19 protein-coding genes are annotated in these 23,791 nt (G+C 74.2%); 15 read left to right on the top strand and 4 right to left on the bottom strand.

From position 1 onward, the window contains the following. The first annotated feature begins 30 nt into the window (after positions 1 to 30). The 10 genes from CRP52_RS33860 (at position 31) to CRP52_RS38710 (ending at position 14,630) form a co-directional block, all read left to right on the top strand. Entirely contained in the window at positions 31 to 1,836 is a 1,806-nt protein-coding gene (locus tag CRP52_RS33860) for a thiamine pyrophosphate-requiring protein (RefSeq protein ID WP_097240664.1), read from the top strand. After that, a complete protein-coding gene (locus CRP52_RS33865) occupies positions 1,823 to 2,311 on the top strand; it encodes a hypothetical protein (protein ID WP_097240665.1) in 489 nt (162 codons plus the stop codon). The genes CRP52_RS33860 and CRP52_RS33865 overlap by 14 nt, the downstream gene beginning before the upstream one ends. Then, positions 2,304 to 4,646 (top strand): GMC family oxidoreductase, encoded by a 2,343-nt coding sequence (locus CRP52_RS33870; RefSeq protein WP_097240666.1) that lies wholly within the window; start codon positions 2,304 to 2,306, stop codon positions 4,644 to 4,646. Before CRP52_RS33865 ends, CRP52_RS33870 begins: the two co-directional genes overlap by 8 nt. 8 nt (positions 4,647 to 4,654) lie before the next feature. Next, complete coding sequence (locus tag CRP52_RS33875; RefSeq protein WP_179853113.1) at positions 4,655 to 5,770, top strand: enolase C-terminal domain-like protein; 1,116 nt, start codon at positions 4,655 to 4,657, stop codon at positions 5,768 to 5,770. 137 nt (positions 5,771 to 5,907) lie between these two features. Continuing rightward, a complete protein-coding gene (locus tag CRP52_RS33880; protein ID WP_257033187.1) occupies positions 5,908 to 6,777 on the top strand; it encodes a ribonuclease BN in 870 nt (289 codons plus the stop codon). A gap of 67 nt (positions 6,778 to 6,844) precedes the next feature. Beyond that, the gene (locus tag CRP52_RS33885) at positions 6,845 to 7,210 is read left to right on the top strand and encodes an STAS domain-containing protein (RefSeq protein ID WP_097240668.1); all 366 of its coding nucleotides are present in this window, start codon (positions 6,845 to 6,847) and stop codon (positions 7,208 to 7,210) included. A 272-nt stretch (positions 7,211 to 7,482) separates the two neighbouring features. After that, positions 7,483 to 11,238, top strand: coding sequence for a HAMP domain-containing protein (locus CRP52_RS33890; protein ID WP_441349069.1), 3,756 nt, complete (start codon positions 7,483 to 7,485; stop codon positions 11,236 to 11,238). Next, entirely contained in the window at positions 11,235 to 13,568 is a 2,334-nt protein-coding gene (locus tag CRP52_RS33895) for a SpoIIE family protein phosphatase (protein WP_097240670.1), read from the top strand. Before CRP52_RS33890 ends, CRP52_RS33895 begins: the two co-directional genes overlap by 4 nt. 122 nt (positions 13,569 to 13,690) lie before the next feature. Next, positions 13,691 to 14,092: a hypothetical protein gene (locus CRP52_RS38705; protein WP_179853114.1), complete on the top strand. Its 402-nt coding sequence runs from the start codon at positions 13,691 to 13,693 to the stop codon at positions 14,090 to 14,092. Positions 14,093 to 14,189: 97 nt separating this feature from the next. Then, entirely contained in the window at positions 14,190 to 14,630 is a 441-nt protein-coding gene (locus CRP52_RS38710; RefSeq protein WP_179853115.1) for an ATP-binding protein, read from the top strand. Positions 14,631 to 14,642: 12 nt separating this feature from the next. Here the strand turns inward: CRP52_RS38710 and CRP52_RS33910 are convergent, their stop codons facing one another. Continuing rightward, positions 14,643 to 16,409 carry a glycoside hydrolase family 15 protein gene (locus CRP52_RS33910; RefSeq protein WP_097240672.1) on the bottom strand — a complete coding sequence of 589 codons (1,767 nt, stop codon included), beginning with the start codon at positions 16,407 to 16,409 and terminating at the stop codon, positions 14,643 to 14,645. Between the two features lie 17 nt (positions 16,410 to 16,426). Continuing rightward, positions 16,427 to 17,380 carry a TIGR03557 family F420-dependent LLM class oxidoreductase gene (locus CRP52_RS33915; RefSeq protein WP_097240673.1) on the bottom strand — a complete coding sequence of 318 codons (954 nt, stop codon included), beginning with the start codon at positions 17,378 to 17,380 and terminating at the stop codon, positions 16,427 to 16,429. A 180-nt stretch (positions 17,381 to 17,560) separates the two neighbouring features. Here CRP52_RS33915 and CRP52_RS33920 point away from each other — a divergent pair, with 180 nt between their 5' ends. The 4 genes from CRP52_RS33920 to CRP52_RS33935 all read left to right on the top strand — a co-directional run bounded on the left by CRP52_RS33920 (position 17,561) and on the right by CRP52_RS33935 (position 19,434). Next, positions 17,561 to 17,749, top strand: coding sequence for a hypothetical protein (locus CRP52_RS33920; RefSeq protein WP_097240674.1), 189 nt, complete (start codon positions 17,561 to 17,563; stop codon positions 17,747 to 17,749). A gap of 112 nt (positions 17,750 to 17,861) precedes the next feature. Beyond that, positions 17,862 to 18,320, top strand: a complete 459-nt coding sequence (locus CRP52_RS33925; protein WP_097240675.1) for an SRPBCC family protein — start codon at positions 17,862 to 17,864, stop codon at positions 18,318 to 18,320. A 229-nt stretch (positions 18,321 to 18,549) separates the two neighbouring features. Continuing rightward, a complete protein-coding gene (locus CRP52_RS33930; protein WP_097240676.1) occupies positions 18,550 to 19,062 on the top strand; it encodes a hemerythrin domain-containing protein in 513 nt (170 codons plus the stop codon). Positions 19,063 to 19,140: 78 nt separating this feature from the next. Next, a complete protein-coding gene (locus CRP52_RS33935; RefSeq protein ID WP_097240677.1) occupies positions 19,141 to 19,434 on the top strand; it encodes a helix-turn-helix transcriptional regulator in 294 nt (97 codons plus the stop codon). A 104-nt stretch (positions 19,435 to 19,538) separates the two neighbouring features. On the opposite strand, the gene CRP52_RS33940 is transcribed toward CRP52_RS33935, so the two are convergent. Next, positions 19,539 to 19,703, bottom strand: a complete 165-nt coding sequence (locus CRP52_RS33940; protein WP_097240678.1) for a hydrophobic protein — start codon at positions 19,701 to 19,703, stop codon at positions 19,539 to 19,541. Positions 19,704 to 19,850: 147 nt separating this feature from the next. On the opposite strand from CRP52_RS33940, the gene CRP52_RS33945 reads away from it, so the two are divergent. Further along, positions 19,851 to 22,298 (top strand): DEAD/DEAH box helicase, encoded by a 2,448-nt coding sequence (locus CRP52_RS33945; protein WP_097240679.1) that lies wholly within the window; start codon positions 19,851 to 19,853, stop codon positions 22,296 to 22,298. On the opposite strand, the gene CRP52_RS33950 is transcribed toward CRP52_RS33945, so the two are convergent. Then, a complete protein-coding gene (locus tag CRP52_RS33950) occupies positions 22,226 to 23,665 on the bottom strand; it encodes a condensation domain-containing protein (RefSeq protein WP_218893211.1) in 1,440 nt (479 codons plus the stop codon). The genes CRP52_RS33945 and CRP52_RS33950 overlap by 73 nt on opposite strands. Positions 23,666 to 23,791: the final 126 nt, after the last annotated feature.

A 23,791-nucleotide genomic window follows, 5' to 3' on the forward strand; every position in this document is an offset into this window, starting at 1 on the left:
CGGGGGGCCGCCCGGTGAAGGAGGAGCACCGTGACCTCGAAGGTTTCCGACCACATCCTGGAACGGCTGCGGGACTGGGACGTCGACCACGTCTTCGGCTACCCCGGCGACGGCATCAACGGCCTGCTCTCCGCCTGGGGCCGGGCCGACAACCACCCGGTCTTCGTCCAGGCCCGGCACGAGGAGATGGCCGCGTTCGAAGCCGTCGGCTACGCCAAGTTCTCCGGCCGCACCGGAGTGTGCGTGGCGACCTCGGGGCCGGGGGCGATCCACCTGCTCAACGGGCTCTACGACGCCAAGCTCGACCACGTCCCGGTGGTCGCCGTCGTCGGCCAGACCGACCGCAGCGCCATGGGCGGCTCCTACCAGCAGGAGGTGGACCTGCTCACCCTGTTCAAGGACGTCGCCGCCGAGTACTGCCAGATGGTGACCGTCCCCGAGCAGCTGCCCAACGTCCTGGACCGGGCGCTGCGCACCGCCGCCGCCCGTCGCACCGTGACCGCCGTCATCGTCCCCGCCGACGTCCAGGAACTCGACTACAGCCCGCCGGAGCACGCCTTCAAGATGGTGCCCTCCAGCCTGGGCAACCCGCGCTGGACGGTCGTCCCCGAGCAGGACGAGCTGCTGCGCGCCGCGCAGGTGCTCAACGCCGGCCGCAAGGTCGCGATGCTGGTCGGCCAGGGCGCCCGGCACGCCCGCCGGCAGGTCCAGGAGACCGCCGAACTGCTCGGCGCCGGCGTCGCCAAGGCACTGCTCGGCAAGGACGCCCTCCCCGACGTCCTGCCCTACGTCACCGGGTCGATCGGCCTGCTCGGCACCCGCCCCTCCTACGAGCTGATGCGCGACTGCGACACCCTGCTCACCATCGGCTCCTCCTTCCCGTACACCCAGTTCCTGCCGGAGTTCGACCAGGCCAGGGGCGTGCAGATCGACCTCGACCCGTTCATGGTCGGCCTGCGCTACCCGTACGAGGTCAACCTGGTCGGCGACTCCGCCGCCACCCTGGACGCGCTGCTGCCGCTGCTGATCCGCAAGGAGGACCGCGACTGGCAGCGCACCGTCTGCGACAACACCGAACGGTGGTGGGAGGTGATGGAGCGCCGGGCCGAGGTCGAGGCCGACCCGATCAACCCCGAGTACGCGATCCACGCCCTCGACCACCTGCTGCCCGACGACGCCATGATCACCGCCGACTCCGGCTCCGCCGCCAACTGGTACGCCCGCCACCTGCGGATGCGCGGCCGGATGCGCGGCACCCTCTCCGGCACCCTGGCCACCATGGGCCCGGGCGTGCCGTACGCGATCGGCGCCAAGTTCGCGCACCCCGACCGGCCCGCCATCGCCATCGTCGGCGACGGCGCCATGCAGATGAACGGCCTCGCCGAGCTGATCACCGTCGCCAAGTACTGGCAGCAGTGGGACGACCCGCGCCTGATCGTGGCCGTGCTCAACAACCGCGACCTCAACCAGGTCACCTGGGAGATGCGCGCCATGCAGGGCGCCCCCTCCTTCCTGCCCTCGCAGGAGCTCCCCGACGTCGACTACGCCGGCTTCGCCCGCACGCTCGGCCTCGCCGCCGCCCGCGCCAACGAGCCCGGCGACGTCCCCGAGGGCTGGGAGCGCGCCCTGTCCGCCGACCGCCCGTACGTGCTGGAGCTGCGCACCGACCCGGCCGTGCCGCCCATCCCGCCGCACGCCACCTGGGACCAGATCCAGGCCGCCACCGCCGCCGTCCTGCGCGGGGACGCCGACCGCGCCGCGATGGTCCGCCAGGGCTTCCGGGCCAAGCTCCAGGAGCTCCTGCCCTCCTTCGGAGGCCGGCATGGGCACCACTGACGGCACCACCGGCCCCGCCGTCGGCGCCACCGGTATCACCGGCCTCACCGGCCTCGCGGTGCGCAACCTCCGCAGCGGCCGCTTCCAGCGCTCGCTCGCCCTCGCCACCGCCGCCGGCTCGGTGATCACCGCCGCCGAGATCTACCTGGAGCACGACCGGGCCGGCTTCGGCAACCGCGTCATGTGGTGGCCGGTGTGGCTCGGCCCCGTCGGCGCGGCGGCCGGCGTCGCCGGCGCGCTCAGCCCGCGCGCCGCCCACACCCTGCTCCCGGTCGCCTCCGCCGCCATCACCGCCAACGGCCTCCAGGGCACCTACCTGCACGTGCGCGGCATCGCCGAGAAGCCCGGCGGCTGGGCGATGGCCCGCTACAACGTCGAGATGGGCCCGCCGCTGTTCGCCCCGCTGCTGATGAGCCTGGTCGGCGGGATGGGCCTGCTGGCCGCCGTCCTGCGCCGGGAGTCGCGCGATGCCTGAGGCCCGGCCCGAGGCCCGCTTCCCCGGCTACGACGTGCTCTCCCAGTCCCGCCACTGGGACCGCGAGACGGCCGCCGTCGTCCTCGCCCGCACCAGCGGCCCGCAGCCGCCGCTGCGCTTCTTCACCCCGGCCGAGGAGTCCACCGCCCGTGCCCTGCTCGACCTGCTGCTCGACCACCCGGAGCCCCCGCTGCTCGCCATGATCGACGCCCGGCTCGCCGAACGCGAGACCGACGGCTGGCGCTACGCCGACATGCCCCAGGACGACGAAGCCTGGCGCCGCACCCTGCGGGCCCTGGACGAGGACGCCGACGGCCCGTTCGCCGCGCTCACCGCCGTACAGCAGCGCGCCCTCGTCGGCCGGGTGCGGGACCTGCACGGCGAGCGCTGGCACGGCCTGCCCGCCCGGCACGTCTGGAGCCTGTGGACCCGCTACGCCTGCACCGCCTACTACGCCCACCCCGCCGCCTGGAACGAGATCGGCTTCGGCGGCCCCGCCCACCCCCGCGGCTACCTGCGCCTCGGCGTGGGCCTGCGCGAACCCTGGGAGGTCGCCGACGCCCACCCCGACCCGCCCCGGCCCCCCGACCACCGGCCCGCCCACTCCCCGCCTCCCGCCACCGACCCCGGGCGGCACTCCCGACTGCGCGCCGCCGTCGAGACCGTACGGGCCGGGACCGCCGCCGCCGAGCGCGAGATCCGCCGCACCAACGCCTCCGCCTGGCTGCTGCCGCGCGACGGCCGCGGCTTCGACCACGCCCTGCTGCGCGACATGCGCCGCTACCGCGACAGCGACGAGGTCGACCTGTTGATCGTCGGCTGCGGCGCCGGCGGCGCCACCCTCGCCCAGCGGATGGCCCGGCACGGCTGGAGCGTCGTCGTCCTGGAGGCCGGGCCGTTCTGGGACCCGCTCACCGACTGGGTCAGCGACGAGGCCGGCTCCCACCACCTGTACTGGACCGAACCGCGGGTCGTCTCCGGCACCGACCCGGTGCCGCTGGGCTCCAACAACTCCGGCCGGGGCGTAGGCGGTTCGATGGTCCACTTCGCCGGCTACGCGCCCCGCTTCCACCCCTCCGACTTCCGCACCCACAGCCTCGACGGCGTCGGCGCCGACTGGCCGATCGCCTACGCCGACCTGCGCGACTCCTACCGCCGCCTGGAACACGAACTCCCCGTCGCCGGCCAGTACTGGCCCTGGGGCGAGCCGCACCCCTACCCGCACCCGCCGCACCCCGTCGGCGGAAACGGCGAGATCTTCCTGCGCGGCGCCGCCGCGCTCGGCATCCAGGCCAGGGTCGGCCCCGTCGCCATCACCAACGGCCGCTTCGGCCGCCGCCTGCACTGCATCTACCGCGGTTTCTGCCTGCAGGGCTGCAAGGTCAACGCCAAGGCCTCCCCGCTGATCACCCACGTCCCCGACGCGCTCGCGCACGGCGCCGAGATCCGCGCCGACTCGATGGTCACCGCCGTCGAACTCGGCCCCGACGGCCTCGCCCGCGGCGTGCGCTACCACCACCACGGCCGCGAACACCTCCAGCGCGCCCGCACCGTCGCCCTCGCCGGCTACGCCATCGAGACCCCGCGCCTGCTGCTCAACTCCGCTTGCCGCCGCTTCCCCGACGGCCTGTGCAACGAGCACGACCTGGTCGGCCGCTACGTCATGGTGCAGGGCGCGCCGCAGACCTCCGGCCGCTTCGAGGAGGAGGTCCGCGCCTACAAGGCCCCGCCGCCCGAGGTCTCCACCGAGCAGTACTACGAGACCGGCCCCGACCGCCCGTACAAGCGCGGCTTCACCATCCAGAACATCTCCCCGCTGCCCGTCACCTGGGCCGAGCACGTCGTCGCCCAGGGCCACTGGGGCGCCGACCTGCGCGCCTACCTCCGCGACTACGTCCACTGGGCCACCCTCGGCGCGATGGCCGAACTGCTGCCCCAGCCCGACAACCGGGTCACCCTCGCCGCCGAGACCGACCGGTACGGGCTGCCCGTCGCCGAGTTCTCCTTCTCCCAGTGCGAGAACGACCGCCGGCTGATCCGGGCCGCCCGCGAGGTGATGGAGTCCGTCCTGCGCGCCGCGGGCGCCCAGGAGGTCATCACCATCGACCGCTACGCCCACCTGGTCGGCGGCTGCCGGATGGCCGCCGACCGCTTCGGCGGCGTCGTCGACCACCGGCTGCGCACCTTCGCCGTGCCCAACCTGCTGATCACCGACGGCAGCGTGCTCCCCACCCAGGGCAGCGCCAACCCCGCGCTCACCATCATGGCGCTGGTCGACCGGGCCGCCGGCCTCCTCGCGGCCGGCGCCCGCTCGGGACTGCGGGCACCGCCGTGAGCCGCCGCGTGGACACTGCGGGCGCCGCCGAGCGCCGCGTCGACCGGATCGGCGTGCAGGTCTACACCGTCCCCACCGACGCCCCCGAGGCGGACGGCACCCTCGCCTGGGACCACACCACCCTGATCCTGGCCGAGGCCGCCAGCGGCCCGCACACCGGCCTCGGCTGGACCTACGGCGCGCCCGCCACCGCCGCCGTCATCCGCGACGAGCTCGCCCCGCTGGTCACCGGCCGCGACCCGCACGACACCAGCGGCGCCCACGAGGCCATGAACCGGGCAGTGCGCAACACCGGCCGCCCCGGCCTGGTCGCCGGCGCCGTCTCCGCCGTCGACCTCGCCCTGTGGGACCTGCGCGGCCACCTGCTCGACCTGCCGCTCGCCCGGCTGCTCGGCGGCGCCGCCCGGCCCGTCCCCGTGTACGGCAGCGGAGGCTTCACCACCTACTCCGCCCGGCGCCAGGAACGGCAGCTGCGCCACTGGACCGAGGACCAGGGCATCCCCCGCGTCAAGATCAAGATCGGCGAGTCCTGGGGCACCCGTGAACGGCGCGACCTCAAGCGGGTACGGGCCGCCCGCGCCGCCGTCGGCGACCGCGCCGAGCTCTACACCGACGCCAACGGCGGCTACCGCCGCAAACAGGCCGTCCGGATCGGCGCCGCCCTCGCCGACCAGGGCGTCACCTGGTTCGAGGAGCCCGTCTCCTCCGACGACCTCACCGGCCTGCGCGCCGTGCGCGACGCCGTCACCCCCGACGTCACCGCCGGGGAGTACGGCTACGACCTCGCCTACTTCGCCCGCATGCTGCCCGCCGTCGACTGCCTCCAGGCCGACGCCACCCGCTGCGGCGGCCTCACCGGCTGGCTGCGCACCGCCGCCCTCGCCCAGGCGCACGGCCTGGACGTCTCCGCCCACTGCGCCCCCCACCTGCACGCCCACGCCGCCGCAGCCGTCCCCAACTGCCGCCACCTGGAGTGGTTCCACGACCACGTCCGGATCGAGCGGCTGCTCTTCGACGGCACCCTCGACCCCACCGGCGGCATCGTCACCCCCGGCGCCGACGGCGCCCCCGGCCACGGGCTGCGCCTGGCGCCCGCCCGGGCCGCCGGGTACCGGACCGCATGACGCCCGAGCGCCAAGGTCCGAAGCCGGATCACCGGAGGATTCCGGGGCGCGGCAGGCGCAGGACCGGCCGTTTGTCCGGGGACGCCCCGGGCAGGCGCCTGGTCAGGGCAGGCACCGGATCGGAAGGAGGACGGCCCATGTCCACCAGAGCGGCGGGCTCGCGCCGCGACGCCGGGACCGGGGCCGGGGCCAAGGGCCGGTTCGGCGGCGTGCTGCGCACCTCGTGGCGGGGCCTGAGGGGGCGGGCGGAGGACCTGTGGGACGAGGGCTGCAGGATCGAGATCCTGCAACGCTCGCTGGCGTTCGCAGCGCTGTTCTTCGTCACCCTGGTGCCGCTGCTGATCGTCATCGCCGCAGCGTTTCCCGCGCGCAGCACCGGCATCGCGCAGTGGATCATCGACGCCCTCGGCGTGCGCGGCCGCGGCTCGGTCGCCGTCCACCGGCTGTTCGCCTCGCGGGGTCAGATCCTCAGCACCACCACGGGGGTCGGCCTGGCCGCCCTGGCGGTCTTCGGCGTCTCCCTGATGGGGTCCGTGCAGGGCGTCTACCAGCGGATCTGGCGGACGGACCGGGGTGCGTGGCACGCGGTCTGGCGCCAGACCATCGGTCTGGCCGCGCTCGTCGGCTACATCGTGCTGGCCGCCTGGAGCGGCTCCCCCTGGCACGGCTCGGGCGCCCAGCCGACGTTCCGGATCGGCGTCACCGTCCTCGCCGGTCTCCTGCTCTTCTGGTGGCTCCAGCACCTGCTGCTGGCCGGTCACGTTCCGGCCCGTGACCTGTTCCCGGGGGCGGTCGCGACCGTCCTCGCGCTGGCGGGGCTCCATCTCTTCTCCCGCCTGGTGTTCGCGCCGCTGCTGGTGTCCAACGCGGTGTCCTACGGGACGGTGGGAACCGTCCTGATCGTCCAGTCCTGGCTGATCGGCGTCGGGTACACGGTTTACGGGGGTGCCATGACCGGCCGGGTCCTCGTCCGCGCCCGCCGGGGCCAGGAGGGTTCCGCCCCCTGAACGCCCGCCTGCGGCCCGCCGGGCGGCCCCGACGCCGCCGGGCCCGGAAACGGAAGGAACCGAGACCATGACCCGCCGATCACCCCCCATCCAGCCCGACCGGGGCCCGGGCGCCTTCACCGCGCGGCCCCGGCCGTGGGCCCGCGGCACCGTCCTCGCCCTGTCCGGCGAACTCGACTTCGACGCGGCCGGCGGACTGCGCGCCGCCGTCGACGCGGCCCTGACCGGCCCCGGCGTGGTGGTCGTGCTCGACTGCGCAGGGCTGGAGTTCTGCGACTCCAGCGGTCTCAACGCCATCCTCCGGGCCCAGGCGCGCGCGGCGGCCGACGGCAGCCGCATCGAGCTGGCCCGGCCCCGGCCGCTGGTCCTGCGCATGCTCGAACTCACCGGCGCGACGGACGCGTTCCCGATCCGGGAGGCGGTGCCGGGCTGAGGGCGGGTGTACGGGGCCGTCGCGAGGGTCGGCCGACACCTGCTAAGTCTGTCGTCCTTCACGCGGCGGTGGCACAGTAGGAGCAGGGCGGTCCCCGCCGCCCTCGGGCCGGGGTGGCCCGTCGGCACACTCCGACCGTGCGGCCGATCCGGACGGTGAGACGCATGGACGAGCACCCGGTCTCCGGCGTGCAGCCGGCAGGCCCGTCGGAGCAGCGGGGCCGGGCGCACCAGGCCGACGAGGCGCACCAGGCGGACCCGGCCGAGCAGGCGCTGCGGCAGCTGCTCGCCGGGCTGACGGCGGTGCGCGACGGCGACTTCCGTACCCGGCTCACCGCCGACCGGCCCGGCCTGCACGGCGAGATCGCCACGGTCTTCAACGGCATGGCCGACCAGCTGGCGCGGGTCACCTCCGAGGTGACGCGGGTGGCCCGGGAGGTCGGCACCGACGGACGCCTGGGCGGCCAGGCCCAGGTACCGGACGCGGCCGGGACCTGGCTGGAGCTGACCGACTCGGTGAACGCGATGGCGGGCAACCTGACCTGGCAGGTGCGCAACATCGCCCAGGTGACCACGGCCGTCGCCAAGGGGGACCTCACCCAGAAGATCGAGGTGGACGCCCGCGGCGAGATCCTGGAGCTCAAGAACACCGTGAACACGATGGTCGACCAGCTGTCCGCGTTCGCCGACGAGGTGACCAGGGTGGCCCGGGAGGTCGGCACCGAGGGCCGCCTGGGCGGCCAGGCCCGCGTCCCCGCCGTGGCCGGCACCTGGCGGGACCTCACCGACTCGGTGAACTTCATGGCGGGCAACCTCACCGCCCAGGTCCGCGCCATCGCCGAGGTCGCCACGGCGGTCGCCGGGGGCGACCTCACCCAGAAGGTCTCGGTCACCGCGCGCGGCGAGATCCTGGAGCTCAAGACGACCATCAACACCATGGTCGACCAGCTCGGCTCCTTCGCGGCCGAGGTGACCAGGGTGGCCCGGGAGGTCGGCACCGACGGCCGGCTCGGCGGGCAGGCGGACGTCCGGGACGTCTCCGGCACCTGGCGCGACCTCACCGAGTCCGTCAACGTCATGGCGGACAACCTCACCCGGCAGGTCCGCGCGATCGCCGAGGTGACCACCGCCGTCGCGGAGGGCGACCTCACCCAGAAGATCCGGGTGGACGCGCGCGGGGAGATCCTGGAGCTCAAGGAGACCATCAACACGATGGTCGACCAGCTGTCCGCGTTCGCCGACGAGGTGACCCGGGTGGCCCGGGAGGTCGGCACGGCCGGGAACCTGGGCGGCCAGGCCACCGTCCGGGGCGTGTCCGGGACGTGGAAGGACCTCACCGACAACGTCAACGTGATGGCGGACAACCTCACCGGCCAGGTCCGCTCGATGTCCGAGGTGGCCACCGCGGTCGCCCGCGGCGACCTGTCCCGGAAGATCACGGTGGAGGCCAAGGGCGAGGTGGCCGCCCTCGCGGCGGCGATCAACACCATGGTGGACACCCTGTCGGTCTTCGCCGACGAGGTGACCCGGGTCGCCCGGGAGGTCGGCACCGAGGGCATCCTCGGCGGCCAGGCCCGGGTGCCCAACGTCGCCGGGACGTGGAAGGACCTCACCGACAACGTCAACTTCATGGCGCACAACCTCACCAGCCAGGTCCGCAACATCGCCCAGGTCACCACGGCCGTCGCCGAGGGCGACCTCAGCCGCAAGATCGACGTGGACGCGCGCGGGGAGATCCTGGAGCTGAAGACCACCGTCAACACCATGGTGGAGCAGCTGAGTTCGTTCGCCGCCGAGGTCACCCGGGTGGCCCGGGAGGTCGGCAGCGAGGGGCGCCTCGGCGGACAGGCCCGGGTCGAGGGTGTCTCCGGCACCTGGAAGCGGCTCACCGAGAACGTCAACGAGCTCGCCGGCAACCTCACCCGGCAGGTCCGCGCGATCGCCGAGGTCACCAGCGCCGTCGCCGCCGGAGACCTGACCCGCTCGATCACCGTCGACGCCTCCGGGGAGGTCGCCGACCTCAAGGACAACATCAACGCCATGGTCGGCTCCCTGCGCGACACCACCCTCGCCAACCAGGAACAGGACTGGCTGAAGACCAACCTCGCCCACTTCTCCGCCGCCATCCAGGGCCGCCGGGACATCCGGGCCGTCGCCGAGATGATCACCGACGAGCTGACACCGCTGGTCGGCGCCCAGTACGGCGCGTTCTTCCTCGCCGAGGAGGGCGAGAGCGGCGGTACGGAGCTTGCGCTGATCAGCGCCTACGGCCGCCCGGCCGGGTCGGCGGGGGAGGCCGGGTCGGTGGGGGCGCCGGGGTCGGCCGGGCCTTCGGGTTCGGCGGGGGAGCGCCGGCGGCTGCGGACGGGGGAGACCCTGGTCGGCCAGGCCGCCCGCACCCGACGGACCATCGCCGTCGACGACCTGCCGCCCGGCTACGCCACCATCGCCTCCGGGACGGGCTCCACCGACGCCCGCTCGCTGGTGATCCTGCCGATCGCCCTGGAGGAATGGCTGCTCGGCGTCATGGAGTTCGCCTCCGTACACCCCTTCACCCAGGTCCACCGCGACTTCCTGGAACAGTTCACCGAAGCATGCGGCGTCAACATCGGCACCCTGCTCGCCAACGCCCGCACCGACGAACTGCTCGGCGAGTCCCAGCGCCTCACCGCCGAACTCCAGTCCCGCTCCGAGGAGTTGCAGGCCGGGCAGGAGGAGCTGCGGCGCTCCAACGCCGAACTGGAGGAGAAGGCGGCCCTGTTGGCCGACCGCAACCGGGACATCGAGGCGAAGAACCTGGAGATCGAACAGGCCCGCCAGGAACTGGAGGAACGCGCCCGGCAGTTGAGCCTCACCTCGATGTACAAGTCCGAGTTCCTGGCCAACATGAGCCACGAACTGCGCACCCCGCTCAACAGCCTGCTCATCCTCGCCCGGCTGCTCGCCGAGAACGGCACCGGCAACCTCACCCCCAAACAGGTCGAGTACGCGGGCGTCATCCACTCCGCCGGAGCCGACCTGCTCCAGCTGATCAACGACATCCTCGACCTCTCCAAGGTCGAGGCCGGGAAGATGGAGCTCACCCCCGAACCCTTCGCCACCCGCGACCTGCTCGACTACGTCGAGTCGGCCTTCGAACCGCTCGCCGACCAGAAGGGCCTCACCTTCGAGATCGTCGTCGACCGGGCCGTACCGGAGGAGCTCGTCACCGACCAGGCACGGCTGCGCCAGGTACTGCGCAACCTGCTCTCCAACGCCGTCAAGTTCACCGACACCGGGCGCGTCGAACTGCGGGTCCAGCGTGTCGAAGCCCCGGACCTGCCGCCCGAACTCGGCCGGACGCCCGCGGCGGTCGCCTTCCACATCGAGGACACCGGCATCGGCATCGACCTCGCCCACCTCGACACCATCTTCGGCGCCTTCCAGCAGGCCGACGGCACCACCAGCCGCCGCTACGGCGGCACCGGCCTCGGGCTGTCGATCAGCCGTGAACTCGCCCGGTTGCTCGGCGGCACCATCACCGTCAGCTCCACCACCGGGCAGGGCAGCCGCTTCACGCTCTACCTGCCGCTGGACGGGGCGCGGCCGCTCGTGCCGACCGTAGCGCCCGCCGTGCCCGCCGTCATGCCTGCCGTGCCCGTCGACCCCGCCCTCGCCGGGCGCACCGTGCTGATCATCGACGACGACGCCCGCAACGTCTTCGCACTGGCCGCGGCCCTCGAAGAGCGCGGCCTCACCGTCCTGCACGCGGCCGACGGCCGCGCCGGGCTCGACCTGCTCCGCACCCGCCCCGAGACCGACCTCGTCCTGATGGACGTCATGATGCCCGGCCTCGACGGTCACGCCGCGATCGCCGCCATCCGCGCCGACGAGCGCTTCGCCCACCTGCCGGTGGTCGTCGTCACCGCCCAGGCGATGCCCGGCGACCGCGACAAGAGCCTCGCGGCCGGCGCCGACGACCACGTCACCAAGCCGGTCGACGTCCCGCTCCTGCTCGACCGGGTGCGGCACTGGCTGGACGCGCCATGAGCGGAGCGCACGAGGGCGCCGCGCACGAGCCCCCGGACGCGACCGCGCGGGCCCTGGCGGACACCGTCCGCCGCCTGCAGCGCGCGGCCGCGCAGCAGCACGCCGAGGCCCGTACCCGCGCCGTCGTCGACCTCGCCACCGGCATCCTGGCCGAACGCCTCGGCCTGCTGCCCGCCGAGGCCGCCGCCCGCCTCGCCCGGCTCGCCCGGGAGGCCGGCGTGCCGGTGGCCGCGCTGGCCGCCGACATCGCCGGGCAGTCCGCCGCGCCACCGCCCGTACCGGGTGCGCCGCCGGACGCTGCGCAGGAGCCGGCACCGGCCGTGACACAGGACGTGACACCGGCCGTGACTCCCGCGCTCGCCGCCGTCGAGGACCTGCAGCACGCCGTCGACACCGTCTTCGACCAGGCGGGGCCGGCCCACGGCGCCCACGCCGTCGCGGTCTGGCAGCGCCTGCCGGGCGGGGCGCTGGCCCTCGCCGCCCACATCGGGCTGTCCGCCGCCGAGGCCGCGGCCTGGAGCCGCGTCCCGCCCGGCGTCGCCACCCCGGCGCAGCGGGCCGTCGAGGACGGGACGGACCTGTGGCCCGGCGACCCGCGGACGGTCGGCCCCTCGGTCGGCACCGGATCGGCCCGGGCCGTCCTCCCGCTGCTCGGCGACGGCCGCTGCCGGGGCGCCCTGGAGATCCTGTGGCCCGCACCAGGCCCCGACCTGGGCGGGCCCGAGCGCCGCCGGTTGGGCGCCGTCGCCGACCTCTGCGCGACCCTCCTCGCCGACAGCCACCCCCACGGCCAGGCCTCGACGCCGCCGCCCGCGTCGGCCGACGAGGCCGCCGCCCTGGTGGACGCGCTGCTCACCCCCGCCCTGCTGCTGGAGCCCGTCCTGCGCGAAGGACGGGTCGCCGACTTCACGCTGCTGCGGGTCAACGCGCGGTTCCGCGACCCGCGCGGCCGCCCCCGGGAAGCCCTGGAAGGCGCCTCGCTGCTGGAGACCTACCCCGTCGCCTGCGCCACCGGCCTCCTCGACCGGCTGCTGCGGGTGCACACGACCGGGATCCCACTCGTCGGCGAGCACGTGCGGCTGGTCTTCAAGGACGGCGAATTCGCCGGCCCCGACACCGTCCTGCTCGCCGTCGCGCCGCTCGGCGGCCGGCTGCTGGTCAGCTGGCAGCCGGAGAGCCTCATGGCCAGAGGCGACGAGCAGAGCACCCTGTTGCGCCAGGCGCAGCGGCTAGCCCGGGTCGCCGGGTTCGAGGAACAGCTCGCCGACGGCCGGATCCGCTGGAGCGAGGGCCTGCACGAGCTGTACGGGCTGGCGCCCGACGCGGCGCCCGTCCCACTGGACCGGCTCGCCCGGCACACCCACCCCGACGACGAACCCGCGATCCGGCGCCTGCTGGACACCGTCCGCCACCGGCACCGGACCGCCTCCGCCGTCTTCCGGCTGGCCCGGCCGGACGGCACCCACCGCTACACCCGGGTGATCGCCGAACCCGTCCTCGACACCCACGGCCGGCTCATCGCCGTGCGCGGCGCCTACCACGACGTGTCCGCCCAGCACTGGACGGAGGTCGCCCTCGGTGCCACCCGGGAACGGCTCGCCGACAGCGAACAGGAGACCGCCGAGAGCGAGCGGCTGGCGCTGCGGCTCCAGCAGGCCATCCTGCCCACCGCGCCACCCCCGCTCGGCGCCACCGGCCTGCACGCCGCCGCCCGCTACCGACCCGCCGCCAAGCGCGACCGGGTCGGCGGCGACTGGTACGACGTTCTGCTCCTGCCCGACAAGCGGGTCCTGCTCGCGGTCGGGGACGTGGCCGGACACGGTGTCGGCGCGGCCACCGGCATGGTCGCGCTGCGGCACGCGCTGCGCGGCCTCGCCGTCACCGGCGCCGGCCCGGGCCGGCTGCTGGAATGGGCCAACACGGTCGCCCTGCGCGAACCCGGCCAGGTCACCGCCACCGCCGTCTGCGTCCTGCTCGACCCGGCCGGCGGCGCACTGCGCTGGGCCCGGGCCGGCCACCTCCCGCCGATCCGCCTCGCCGCCGGGAGCGCCGAAGTGCTGCCGATGCCGCACGGCGTCCTCCTCGGCGCCCTGGAGGACGCCCGCTACGAGGAGCACACCGCCCACCTCGCCCCCGGCGACGTCCTGCTCCTCTACACCGACGGCCTGGTCGAACGCCGGGACCGCCCCGTCGAGGACTCCGTCGACCAGCTCATCCGCGCCGCCGGAGCACCCGGCCCCGACCTGGAGGACTACCTCGACCGGCTCCTGGAACTCAGCCCCGCCGACACCGAGGACGACACCTGCCTGATCGCCGTCCAGGTCGACTGAGGCCGTCGGGGCTGGCGGGGCCGATACGGCCGATACGGCCGTTACGGCCGTTAGGGCCGGCCCGGCCCGGGTAGGCGCGATCCGACGGGGGCGGGACGAACACGGGACGGAAGGGGAACCTCATGTTGCTGCTGGGACTCTTGCTTTTGACGGCGTCCGGTGCCTTCACCGGGCTGCTGATCGCGGACAACCTCTCCGGCGGGCCCGACTACCAGGTGACGGTCCTGGGCAACGACCTGGCGACGATGGACACCCTGGGCATCTTCCTGTCCGGCGTGGGCCTCGCCCTGGTCTTCTGCCTGGGCCTGGCCCTGCTGGCGAGGGGCCGCCGCACCCGGTACCTCGCCCGTCCTGTCCGGCCCGCCGGGCGCGCCCGCCGGGCGGCAGCCGTCGAGCCGCAGGACGAGCAGGTGCTCGCCCCGCCGCAGGAGCGGGCCGCCGAACAGGGCGACCGCGACGTCGGCGCCCCCGTCGAGCCCACCAGGCCCACTCGGGGCCGGCACCTGCACCTGTTCGGCCACTGAGGCTGCTGAGGCGAAGCCACCGAAGTCACCGAAGCCACCGAGGCCGACGAGGCCACCAGGGAGGTGCGAGCACGTGAACGGGACGAGAACGTCCTCCGTGCGTCCGCCGCCCCGGGGCCCGTTGGCGCGGTGGCTGCCGTTCTCCGCCAGGCCTGGTGCCGTCGCCGAGGCACGCGCCCTCACCGCCGACTTCCTCGCCGACGTCGGCGACCCCCTGGTGGTCGCCGACGCCGTCCTGCTCGTCTCCGAACTCGTCGGCAACGCCGTACGCCACACCCACGGCCCGGGCGCCCTGCTGCTGCTCCGCGAAACCGGCCACCTGCGCATCGAGGTCACCGACACCAGCCCCCGCCCCCCGCGACCCCGTCCGCCCCACGACGTGCAGGAAGCCGGCGGCCTCGGCCTCTTCCTGCTCACCCGTCTCGCCCAGCACTGGGGCTGGTACCCCCTGGCCCGCGGCAAGACGGTCTGGTGCGACCTCCGGTGCCCGTCGACTGACCGCAGGCGCGTCAACCGCCGGGCCAGGCCGCTCAGTTGACCGCAAGCCCGCTCAACCGGGCGCCGGGGTGGCCAGGCGGGCTGCGCACTCCAGCAACACGGCGTGCACGAACGCCTGGGGCAGGTTGCCGCGTTGCTGGCGCTGGGCCAGGTCGTACTCCTCCGAGAAGAGGCCGGCCGAGCCGCACAGGCCGCGGGTGGTCTCGAACCAGCGGGCGGCCTCGACGGCGTGGCCCTGCTGGTGTTCGGCCAGGGCCAGCAGGAAGCCGCACAGGACGAACGCGCCCTCGGCCTCGGCCAGGGGGCGCTCGTCGTGGCGGAAGCGGTAGGCGACATGGCCGACCGTCAGCTGCTCGCGGCAGGCGCGCAGGGTGGCGACCGTACGGGGGTCGTCGGGGGCCGGGAAACCGCGGACCGGGGGGAGCAGCAGGGCCAGGTCGGGTGCCGGGTCGGTGGGGGAGCGCTGCCACCGGCCGGAGGGGTGCAGGGCGTGCCGGGAGGTGTGGGCCAACAGGCGGTCGGCCAGCGCGCTCCAGTCCGCCGCCAGACCGTCCGGCACGTCGGCCGGGCCGGCCGCCCGTGGCCGGGCGATCGCGCGCAGCCCGGCGGCGCAGACCAGGCGGCTGTGCGTCCACGCCCGGTCCTCCAGCTCCCAGATGCCGGCGTCCGGCCGGCGCCACCGCCGGGCGATCGCGTCGGCGGCGGTGCGCACGGCGGCCCGGGCGTCCGGGTCCAGGCGGTCGTGCCGGGCGGCCGCCGCGAACAGCAGCAACGCCTCGCCGAAGACGTCCAGTTGGAACTGTCGGGAGATCCGGTTGCCGACCTGGTCATGCCCGCCCGGGTAGCCGGGCAGGTCGACGGTGTGCTGGTCCGGTACCCGCCCGCCGCTCACCGTGTAGGCGGGGGAGAGCTGCGGGCCGTGCTCGGCGAGCCGGGCGGTGGTGAACCGTACGGCCTCGTCGAGGAGCGGGTACGGCCCGCACGCGGCGACGCCCTGCCCGGCCAGGCACTGGTCGCGGATCCAGACGTAGCGGTAGTCGTAGTTGCGCCCGGCCTCGGCCCGCTCGGGCAGGCTGGTGGTCGCCGCGGCGACCATGCCCCCGGTGGCGGGCGAGGTGAGCCCGCGCAGCACCGCGTAGGAGAACCGGGCGTCGCGCCCGTCCAGGGTGTGCCCGAGCTCCGGCACGGCCTCCCGCCAGGCGCGCTCGGTCGCGCGCCAGCAGCGCTCCGGGTCCGGCGGCGGCCCGTCCGGGCGCCGGTCGGACACCTCCAGGACGAGGTCCAGTCGCTCGCCCGGCTCCAGGACGACCTCCGCCGCCAGCCGCCCGGCGGCGGGGCCCGGGCGGGCGGTGTCGGCGCCCGTCCAGCGCAGCCGCAGCCGGCCGGCGCGCAGCGTCCAGCCGTGCGCCGTCCGGCGGGGAGCACGGACGCGGCCCGGCCCGAAGCCCGTCCCCGGCTCCAGGACCACCCGCAGCCGGGCCGGCCCGTAGTCGGCGGTCAACCGCCGCAGCAGCACCAGCCGGTGCGGATCCGCGGGCAGGGCCAGCGCCTCCCGGCACTCCACCACACCGCTCCCGGTGACCCACCGGCTGCGCCGCACCAGCCCGCCCTCCTCGTACGCGCCGCCGGGCACGAACCGGCCCACCGGTGTGACCGCGTACACCCCGCTGCCGCCGATCAGCCCGGCGAACAGCGGCTCGTCGTCCCAGCGCGGCGCGCACAGCCAGGCGACCTCGCCGCACGGGCCCACCAGCGCGCCGCGCTCGCCGTCGGCGAGGAGGGCGTACTCGCGCAGGCTCCACGGGGGGAAGGCGGTCATGCCGGGCTCCCTTGCGGTCAGGCCATCTGCGGCAGGATCTGCTCGCGGTAGAAGTCGAAGAACCCCTCCTGCTCCTGGCCGATCTGGCCCACGTACACCTCGTCGAAGCCCGCCCCGACGTAGCTGCGCAGCCGGTCGGCGTGTTGCTGCGGGTCGTCCCCGCAGGTGACCGCCTGCGCCACCATCTCCTCCGTGACCAGCGCGGTCGCCTGCTCGAAGTGCCGCGGCGTGGGCAGCACCTGGGCGAGCTCGCCGGGCAGCAGCTCGCTCGGCCACAGCCGGTCGACGGTCTTGACCGCCCGCTCGCGGTCCGGCGACCAGCAGACCTTCACCCCGCCCAGCACCGGCCCGCCGCCGCCCGCCGCCCGGTAGCGCCCGATCAGCTCGGTGTCCGGACTCATGGTGACCAGCCCGTCGGCGAACCCCGCCGCCCGCTCGGCCGCCTTCGGGCCGAACGCCGAGACGTACACGGGCAGGCGGCCCCGCTTCGGCGGCGTGTAGAGCCGGGCGTTCTCGACCGTGTAGTGCGCGCCCCCGTGGTTGACCAGCCCGCCGGTGAACAGCTCGCGCATCACCGCGACGGCCTCCTCCAGCATGTCCGCCCGCACGTCGAACGGCGGCCAGCGGTCGCCCAGCACGTGCTCGTTGAGCGCCTCGCCGGTGCCCACCCCCAGCCGCAGTCCGCCCTCCAGCTGCACGTCCGCGGTGGCCGCCGCCTGGGCGGTGACGGCCGGGTGGAGCCGTACGGTCGGACACGTCACCAGCGTGGTCACCGGCAGGTCGGTCACCTGCGACAGCGCACCGATCACGCCCCACACGAACGGGCTGCTGCCCTGGGCGTCGTTCCACGGGTGGAAGTGGTCGGAGATCGCCAGCCGGGTGAAGCCGGCCTGCTGCGCCATGCGGGCCTGCTCGACCAGCTGGGCGGGGGTGAACTCCTCGCAGGACAGGAAGTAGCCGAACGCGGTCATGGCAAGCCTCGGTTCCTCGACGGATCCCCCGCCGGAGCGGCTAACCGGGTGGCGCGCGGCGAAACCTCGCCGCGCGGGGGCGGGCCCGGGCCGGGTGGTGTGTGGAAGCAGCGGAGCGGGGCAGCCGCCCCGTGGCTCCTCCGCTCAGGGAGGAGGCGCACCCCGTGAGAGGACGATGAGATGAAGACCCCCGACGAGGACGCGCTACGAGGCGACGAGCAGGCGCGGGAACGGTCCGCAGAGGTGCGGGAGATCACCGCGCCCACCCCGGCGGACGTCCGGGCCAAGGCCGAGGACCAGCAGGACGGCGACGGCGACGGCGACGACGAGGAGCCGGAGCCGCCGGCGGCGGACGTCCAGGCACCGTGACGCGGCCGCCCGGCCCCGATCGGATGGTGTGCGGATGGTTACGGCGCCACCGGACGGGCAGACGCGCGGTCGGCCGGGAGCGACCCGGCCGCAACCGGAGAGGAGACCCCAGATGAGCACCGTGAAGGAATCCGTCGACGTCGACGTCCCGCTGCACTCCGCGTACAACCAGTGGACGCAGTTCGAGGAGTTCCCGCGGTTCATGGAGGGTGTCGACTCGGTGACCCAGCTGGACGACCGTCACAACCACTGGCGGACCACGATCGGCGGCGTCACCCGCGAGTTCGACACCGAGATCGTCGACCAGCTGCCCGACGAGCGGATCGCCTGGCGCACCACGGACGGCGACGTGGAGCAGAAGGGCGTCGTCACCTTCCAGCGCCTCGACGACCGGCGCACCCGCATCAACATGGCGATCGACTTCCGGCCCGAGGGCATGGCCGAGAAGGCCGGCGACATGATGGGCATCGTCGACCGCCGGGTGAAGGGCGACCTGCGGCGCTTCAAGGACTTCATGGAGGAGCGGGGCCGCGAGGAAGGCGGCTGGCGCGGTCGGATCACCCCCGGTTGAGCCCCGCCACCCGTCACCCGCCCCACCTGGACGAGCCCGGCACACGGCTCCGGCCCCCACGTCACGTGGGGGCCGGAGCCGTGTGCCGCGGGTCCTGGCCGGGAGCGTGGGGACCGGTGGACGATTGCGCCGGGAAGCCGCCCCCGGCGTTTGGGCCGGGGCCGGTCGGGGACACGCCGGGACGGGCGGGGATTCGTCACGCGGGGGTTCGTCACGGAGGAGACGCACGATGTCCCACGACGCCATCGTCCTGCTGCGGGAGGACCACAAGGAGATCCGCCGCCTGTTCCGCGCCTACCAGGGGCTCGCCGAAGGCGACGGGCAGGGTGGTGACCAGGCACGGCGCGAGACGGTCGAACAGATCGTCGAGGCGCTGACCGTCCACACCTACCTGGAGAACGAGCTGTTCTACCCCAGGGTCCGCCAGGAGATCCCCGACCTCGCCGAGGACATGGACCGCGCCAAGGAGGAGCACCACGTCGCCGACATGCTGTGCGAGGAGCTGAGCCGGATGACCCCCGACGACGAGGGCTACGACGCCAAGACCGTCGTCCTGATCGACGCCGTCGGGCGGCACATGGAACAGGAGGAGGGCGACTGGTTCCCGCCGATCCGGGCCGCCCTCGGCCGCAAGGAGCTCGTCGAGCTCGGCGAGCGGATGCAGGCCGTGCGCGAGACGGCGCCGCGCCACCCGCCCGGCGGCGGCGTGCTGCACCGGATCGCGAACGCCCTGGAGGGCTGAGCCGGGCCAGGCAGGGGAAGGACGCCACCTGTGAACGACGACGGAGACCCGCTGAAGCGGCGGCCATATCCTGAGGTCATGGACGACCGCCCGACGGCCACCCGGCAGTGGACCTTCCTGACCAACCACGCCCGGGTGCTGGTGCAGATCGCCCGGGATCCGGGCGTCAGGGTCCGCGACATCGCGGCGCGCTGCCTGCTCACCGAACGGGCCGTGCAGCGGATCATCGCCGACCTCGAACAGGCCGGGTACCTGAGCCACGAGCGCCGGGGCCGCGCCAACCACTACCACGTGATCGCGAGCAAGCAGCTCCGCCACCCGGCCGACGCGGGCCCGACGCTGGCGGAGCTGCTTGCGGTCCTGCTGCACTGAGTCCGTGCTGCACTGAGTCCGTACTGCACTGAGTCCGTGCTGCATTGAGTCACGGGTGCGCCCACGGGCCCGGGCGCGCGACCGGCCCGGGCCCGCTGCGAGCGTCACCAGCGGTACCACCGTCGGCCACCGCCACGGCCGCCCGAGAACGCGAAGCCGAGGAGCCAGAGCACCAGGACGGCCAGCGCGACCCACCACAGCACGTGGAGGGCGAAGCCGGCCCCGCCCAGGACCAGGACGAGCAGGAGAACGAGGACGAGAGCAAGCATGGGGATCGTCCCTTTCGTTGTTCGTGCGGTGCGGATGTTCGGACACGCGTGTGCCCGGTCCGGGGTGGTCCATGCGCGGGCGGGCAGCCTCCGTCGATGTGGTTCGATGCGGGTGCCGGAGGGACCTGTTGAAGGAGAGCCACCGCCGTGGAGAGCACGAGCACCACCGCCGCGCAGGACGGGCCGACCCGCCCCGACGCGGGGCCGCCGGTCCTGGCGCAGCCGGGCCGCATCCTCAACCCGCTGCCGCTGCACGGGTTCCAGAAGGACGCGGTGGCAGCCGCGGTGCGCGCGGTGAAGGACGGCGGGCGGGCGACGGTGGTGGCGGCGACCGGCTCCGGCAAGACGCTGATCGCGGCGGGCTGCGCCCGGCGGCTGGCCGCCCGGGGGCGGGTGCTGGTGCTGGTGCCGACGATCGAGCTGCTGGAGCAGACGGCCGAGGCATGGGCGCTGAAGGGCGGGCGCAAGGGGCTGGCGGTGGCGGCGTGTTCGCGTGAGGAGGCACTGGAGAGCGCCGAGGCGGGCGGCCGGGTACGGGCCGAGGTGTCCACGCAGGCCGTACGGATCGCCGACCTGGTGCGGGCGGCCGGGCCCGGCGAGCCGGTCACCGTGTACGCGACGTACGCCTCGCTGGAGCGGATCGTCCAGGCCCACCTGCTGTACGGCCTCCCGGCGTGGGACCTGGTCGTGGTCGACGAGGCGCACCGTACGGCCGGGGCGCAGGGCAAGGCGTGGGCCGCCGTGCACGCCGACGACCAGGTCCCGGCCGTACGGCGGCTCTACTTCACGGCGACCCCGCGGATCGCGGACGACCGGCGGGCGCAGGAAGGCCTGGCCGACCTGGCCGACCTCACCGGGGGCGCCCTGCCCGAGCTGTGCTCGATGGACGACGATCGGATCTTCGGCCCCACCGTCTCCACCTGGACCCTCGGCCAGGGCATCGAGCACGGCTACCTCGCCGACTACCGCGTCCTGGTCCCGGTGGTGACGGACGAGGACCTGCGCGACCTGCTCAACCTCCCCGCCGTCGCCGACCTGCGCACCCAGCGAAGCAACGAGGAACTGCTGCGCCTGGCCCTGCAGATCGCCGTGCTGCGCGCGGTCGCCGACCTCCGGCTGCGCCGGGTCATCACCTTCCACTCCCGGGTCGCCGCCGCCCGCGAGTTCGCCGCCACCCTGCCGGCGGCGGCCGACCTGCTGGACGAGCAGGACCGCCCGGAGCGGATCTGGGCGAAGGCGGTGGCCGGCACCGATCGGCTGCGCGAACGCCGGGCCGCCTTCGCCGAGTTCAGGGCCCACACCGGCGATCGCCCCGGCGAGGAGGGCGAGGAGTGCGGCATCCTGGCCAACTCCCGGCTGCTGTCCGAGGGCATCGACATCGCGGCCGTGGACGCGGTCTGCTTCGCCGACCCCAAGTCGAGCGTCATCGACATCGTGCAGGCGGTGGGGCGGGCGCTGCGCCAGTCCTACCGGCAGGGCAAGGTCAGCTGGATCATCATCCCGGTCCACCTGCCCGCCCCCGCGGTCGGTGACGACGGCGCCGGCGACGAGACGGCGGCCGCCGACCCGGCCGAGGTCCGCGACGCCGGGGAGGCGGTCAAGGCGGAGGCGGACGGCGAGATCGAGGCCTCCTCCTTCCGCACCATCTGGCGGGTCCTGCGGGCGCTGGCCGCGCACGACGCCCGGGTGGTCGGCCGGATCACCGAACTGCGCGCCCACCGCGCCCAGCCCCAGCCCACCGCTCCGGCACCGGCCGCCGACGCCGAACAGCAGCCCGCGCCCCCGCAGGAGTCACCGGCCGACTGGCTGCGGATCGACGCCCGCCGGCACACCGCGCAGATCCTGCAGACCGTCAAACTGCGCGCCTTCAACCCGCGGGCGAGCGAGTGGCAGCGCATGCACGCCGTCGCCGCGGTCTTCCACATCGAGCACGGCCACCTCGACCCCACCGACAAGGCGACGCACCCGGGCCTGATCTCCTGGCTCGCCCGCCAGCGCCACCTGCACGGCCAGGGCCTGCTCGACCCCGCCCGGGTCGGCGAACTGGACGCGCTCGGCATGATCTGGTCGAAGAACGCCAACGCCTGGGAACGCGGCCACGCCTACGCCACCGCCTTCCACCGCACCCACGGCCACCTGGCGATCCCCGCCACGGCGAAGCTGGACGACTACGCGGTGGGCGCCTGGATGCGCCGCCAGCGCCGGGCCGAACACCTCACCGCCGAGCAGACCGCCAAGCTGGACGCGCTCGACGAACTGTGGCGCCTGGAACCGGACTGGAACCGCTCCTACCGCCGCCTGCTCGCCTACCTGGAGGCCGGCGGCACCCTCACCGGCCCCGTCAACCGCACCGGCCTCGGCGAGGACCCGGCCTTCCGCCCCGGCGCCTGGCTGCGCAAACAGGCCGCCGCCCGCACCGCAGGAAAGCTGACGGAGCGTCAGGCCGCCCTCCTGGACGCCCTGCACGCCGTGCCCGTCCCGGATGCGACGCACGGCCCGCAGGCCTCCGTTCGGCGGGCCGGTCAGAACGTTCCGGAGCGCGCCATGCTCTCCAGCGTCCGCGTCAGCGTGCGCCGGAGTGCGGACCTGGTGTGACGCGCCTGGGGCGTGTCCACGGAGATGGAGTTCACGAACAGTCCGGCGTCGTTGCGGTGGAACCAGAAGGAGATGCCGTTGCTGCGCGAGGCCCAGACGTGTGTCGTGGCCTTCCGCGCGGCGTGGTGCTGCGAGCCCGGCGACTTCCTGAAGTCGAGGTAGGAGAAGAAGTTCACGGCGTACGGCCAGTGGCGGAGGTCGGCGTGCTCCGCGGGAGCCAGCAGATGCCAGGCCTTCACGAAGGGCACATCGGTGGTGTTCCGTCGCATCTCGGTGGCGGCGAACCGCACGTTGTCGAGGACCTTCGTGAAGGCCCTGCCCCCCTGGGTCTCCGTGCCCTCCGTGCCCTCCGCGACCTCCGTGCCCTCCGCGACCGAGAACTCGATGGGCATCGTGTTGACGAACCAGCCCATGGTGTGGGCGTAAGGGCCGTGATCGCGCTCGCTGACCGGCATGAACCCCCGGTAGACCTCCGGCCCGCCCTCCTTCCTGAGGGACACCCCCACGGCGGCCAGCAGGCCCATGAACAGTCGTCCCTCCACGGCCCGGCAACGGGCTTCGAGCGCTTCCACCTCACCGCTCGCGAGCAGCATCCCCGTCTCGTTGACCGTCGGGTACATGCGGCCCGGCTCGACGCCGAGGTCCAGGGGGAACCGCGGGAAGAAGGTGCCACTGCGCGCGACGAACGCCTTCCAGTGGTCCAGCCTGCCGTCCTCGACGTCCATCGACTCGTTGCGGCGGCGCTGTTCGCGGCTGTAGGCCAGGTAGCTCCCCGTCTCGGGAAGCTCCGGTCGACGATCCCGCGCGAACGCCGCGTAGGCGGTGGCGATGTCGTTGATGGCGATGGGGGTCGACAGTCCGTCGGTGACGATGTGGTCGCAGGCGAAGAACACCGTGGTGGACTCCTCCCTGAGCACTGCGCCCATCAGGATGAGCGGCCAGGACAGGGTGTCGACGCTCTGGAAGAACTCGCCCAGGAATTCCCGGAGTTCGGTGCGGGAGTCGACGCGCCCCCGGTCGACGGCCTCCAGTTTGACGTCGTCCGGTTCGAGGACGTCGCAGGACAGGTCGCCGGCGAGCTGCTGGAAGGTGCAGCGCAGCACCTCGTGCCGCCGCACGAAGTGCAGGAGCGCCGACTCCAGCGCCGACCGGTCCACCGCGCCGGGGATCTCGAAGGTGCCGGCCACGTAGGTGGAGATCGTGTCGTTCGCGATGCGGGCGCTCTGCGCCGCGGCGAAATGTTTCACCTGGTTGTACGTCGTGCTTTCCCGCTGCTGCCCGGGCTCGCCGGAGCCGCCCGACGTCGTGGCGGCCATCCGCCATTCGAGAATGCTTCCGGGTTCGATCTCCACGTCTCCGACGGGCATCTGCAACACGATGACTCCTCCCGCTGCTACCTGCAGTGCAACTCCGCCGCGGCCGAGGCACGGCCCCGGCCGGGCAGTTCGCGGGCACCAGCGTTGCCGTCAGCAGCCTCCTGCGATCACCCGGTC

Source organism: Streptomyces sp. 1331.2 (assembly GCF_900199205.1).
Taxonomy (GTDB): domain Bacteria; phylum Actinomycetota; class Actinomycetes; order Streptomycetales; family Streptomycetaceae; genus Kitasatospora.

Bases quoted from the DNA above. Each gene is read 5' to 3' on its own strand.
- CRP52_RS33920 (WP_097240674.1), top strand. From the start codon at position 17,561: ATGAAGACCCCCGACGAGGACGCGCTACGAGGCGACGAGCAGGCGCGG.
- CRP52_RS33940 (WP_097240678.1), bottom strand. From the start codon at position 19,703: ATGCTTGCTCTCGTCCTCGTTCTCCTGCTCGTCCTGGTCCTGGGCGGG.
- CRP52_RS33935 (WP_097240677.1), top strand. From the start codon at position 19,141: ATGGACGACCGCCCGACGGCCACCCGGCAGTGGACCTTCCTGACCAAC.
- CRP52_RS33950 (WP_218893211.1), bottom strand. From the start codon at position 23,665: ATGCCCGTCGGAGACGTGGAGATCGAACCCGGAAGCATTCTCGAATGG.
- CRP52_RS38705 (WP_179853114.1), top strand. From the start codon at position 13,691: ATGTTGCTGCTGGGACTCTTGCTTTTGACGGCGTCCGGTGCCTTCACC.
- CRP52_RS33865 (WP_097240665.1), top strand. From the start codon at position 1,823: ATGGGCACCACTGACGGCACCACCGGCCCCGCCGTCGGCGCCACCGGT.
- CRP52_RS33870 (WP_097240666.1), top strand. From the start codon at position 2,304: ATGCCTGAGGCCCGGCCCGAGGCCCGCTTCCCCGGCTACGACGTGCTC.
- CRP52_RS33930 (WP_097240676.1), top strand. From the start codon at position 18,550: ATGTCCCACGACGCCATCGTCCTGCTGCGGGAGGACCACAAGGAGATC.
- CRP52_RS33885 (WP_097240668.1), top strand. From the start codon at position 6,845: ATGACCCGCCGATCACCCCCCATCCAGCCCGACCGGGGCCCGGGCGCC.
- CRP52_RS33915 (WP_097240673.1), bottom strand. From the start codon at position 17,380: ATGACCGCGTTCGGCTACTTCCTGTCCTGCGAGGAGTTCACCCCCGCC.
- CRP52_RS33910 (WP_097240672.1), bottom strand. From the start codon at position 16,409: ATGACCGCCTTCCCCCCGTGGAGCCTGCGCGAGTACGCCCTCCTCGCC.
- CRP52_RS33880 (WP_257033187.1), top strand. From the start codon at position 5,908: ATGTCCACCAGAGCGGCGGGCTCGCGCCGCGACGCCGGGACCGGGGCC.
- CRP52_RS33925 (WP_097240675.1), top strand. From the start codon at position 17,862: ATGAGCACCGTGAAGGAATCCGTCGACGTCGACGTCCCGCTGCACTCC.
- CRP52_RS33895 (WP_097240670.1), top strand. From the start codon at position 11,235: ATGAGCGGAGCGCACGAGGGCGCCGCGCACGAGCCCCCGGACGCGACC.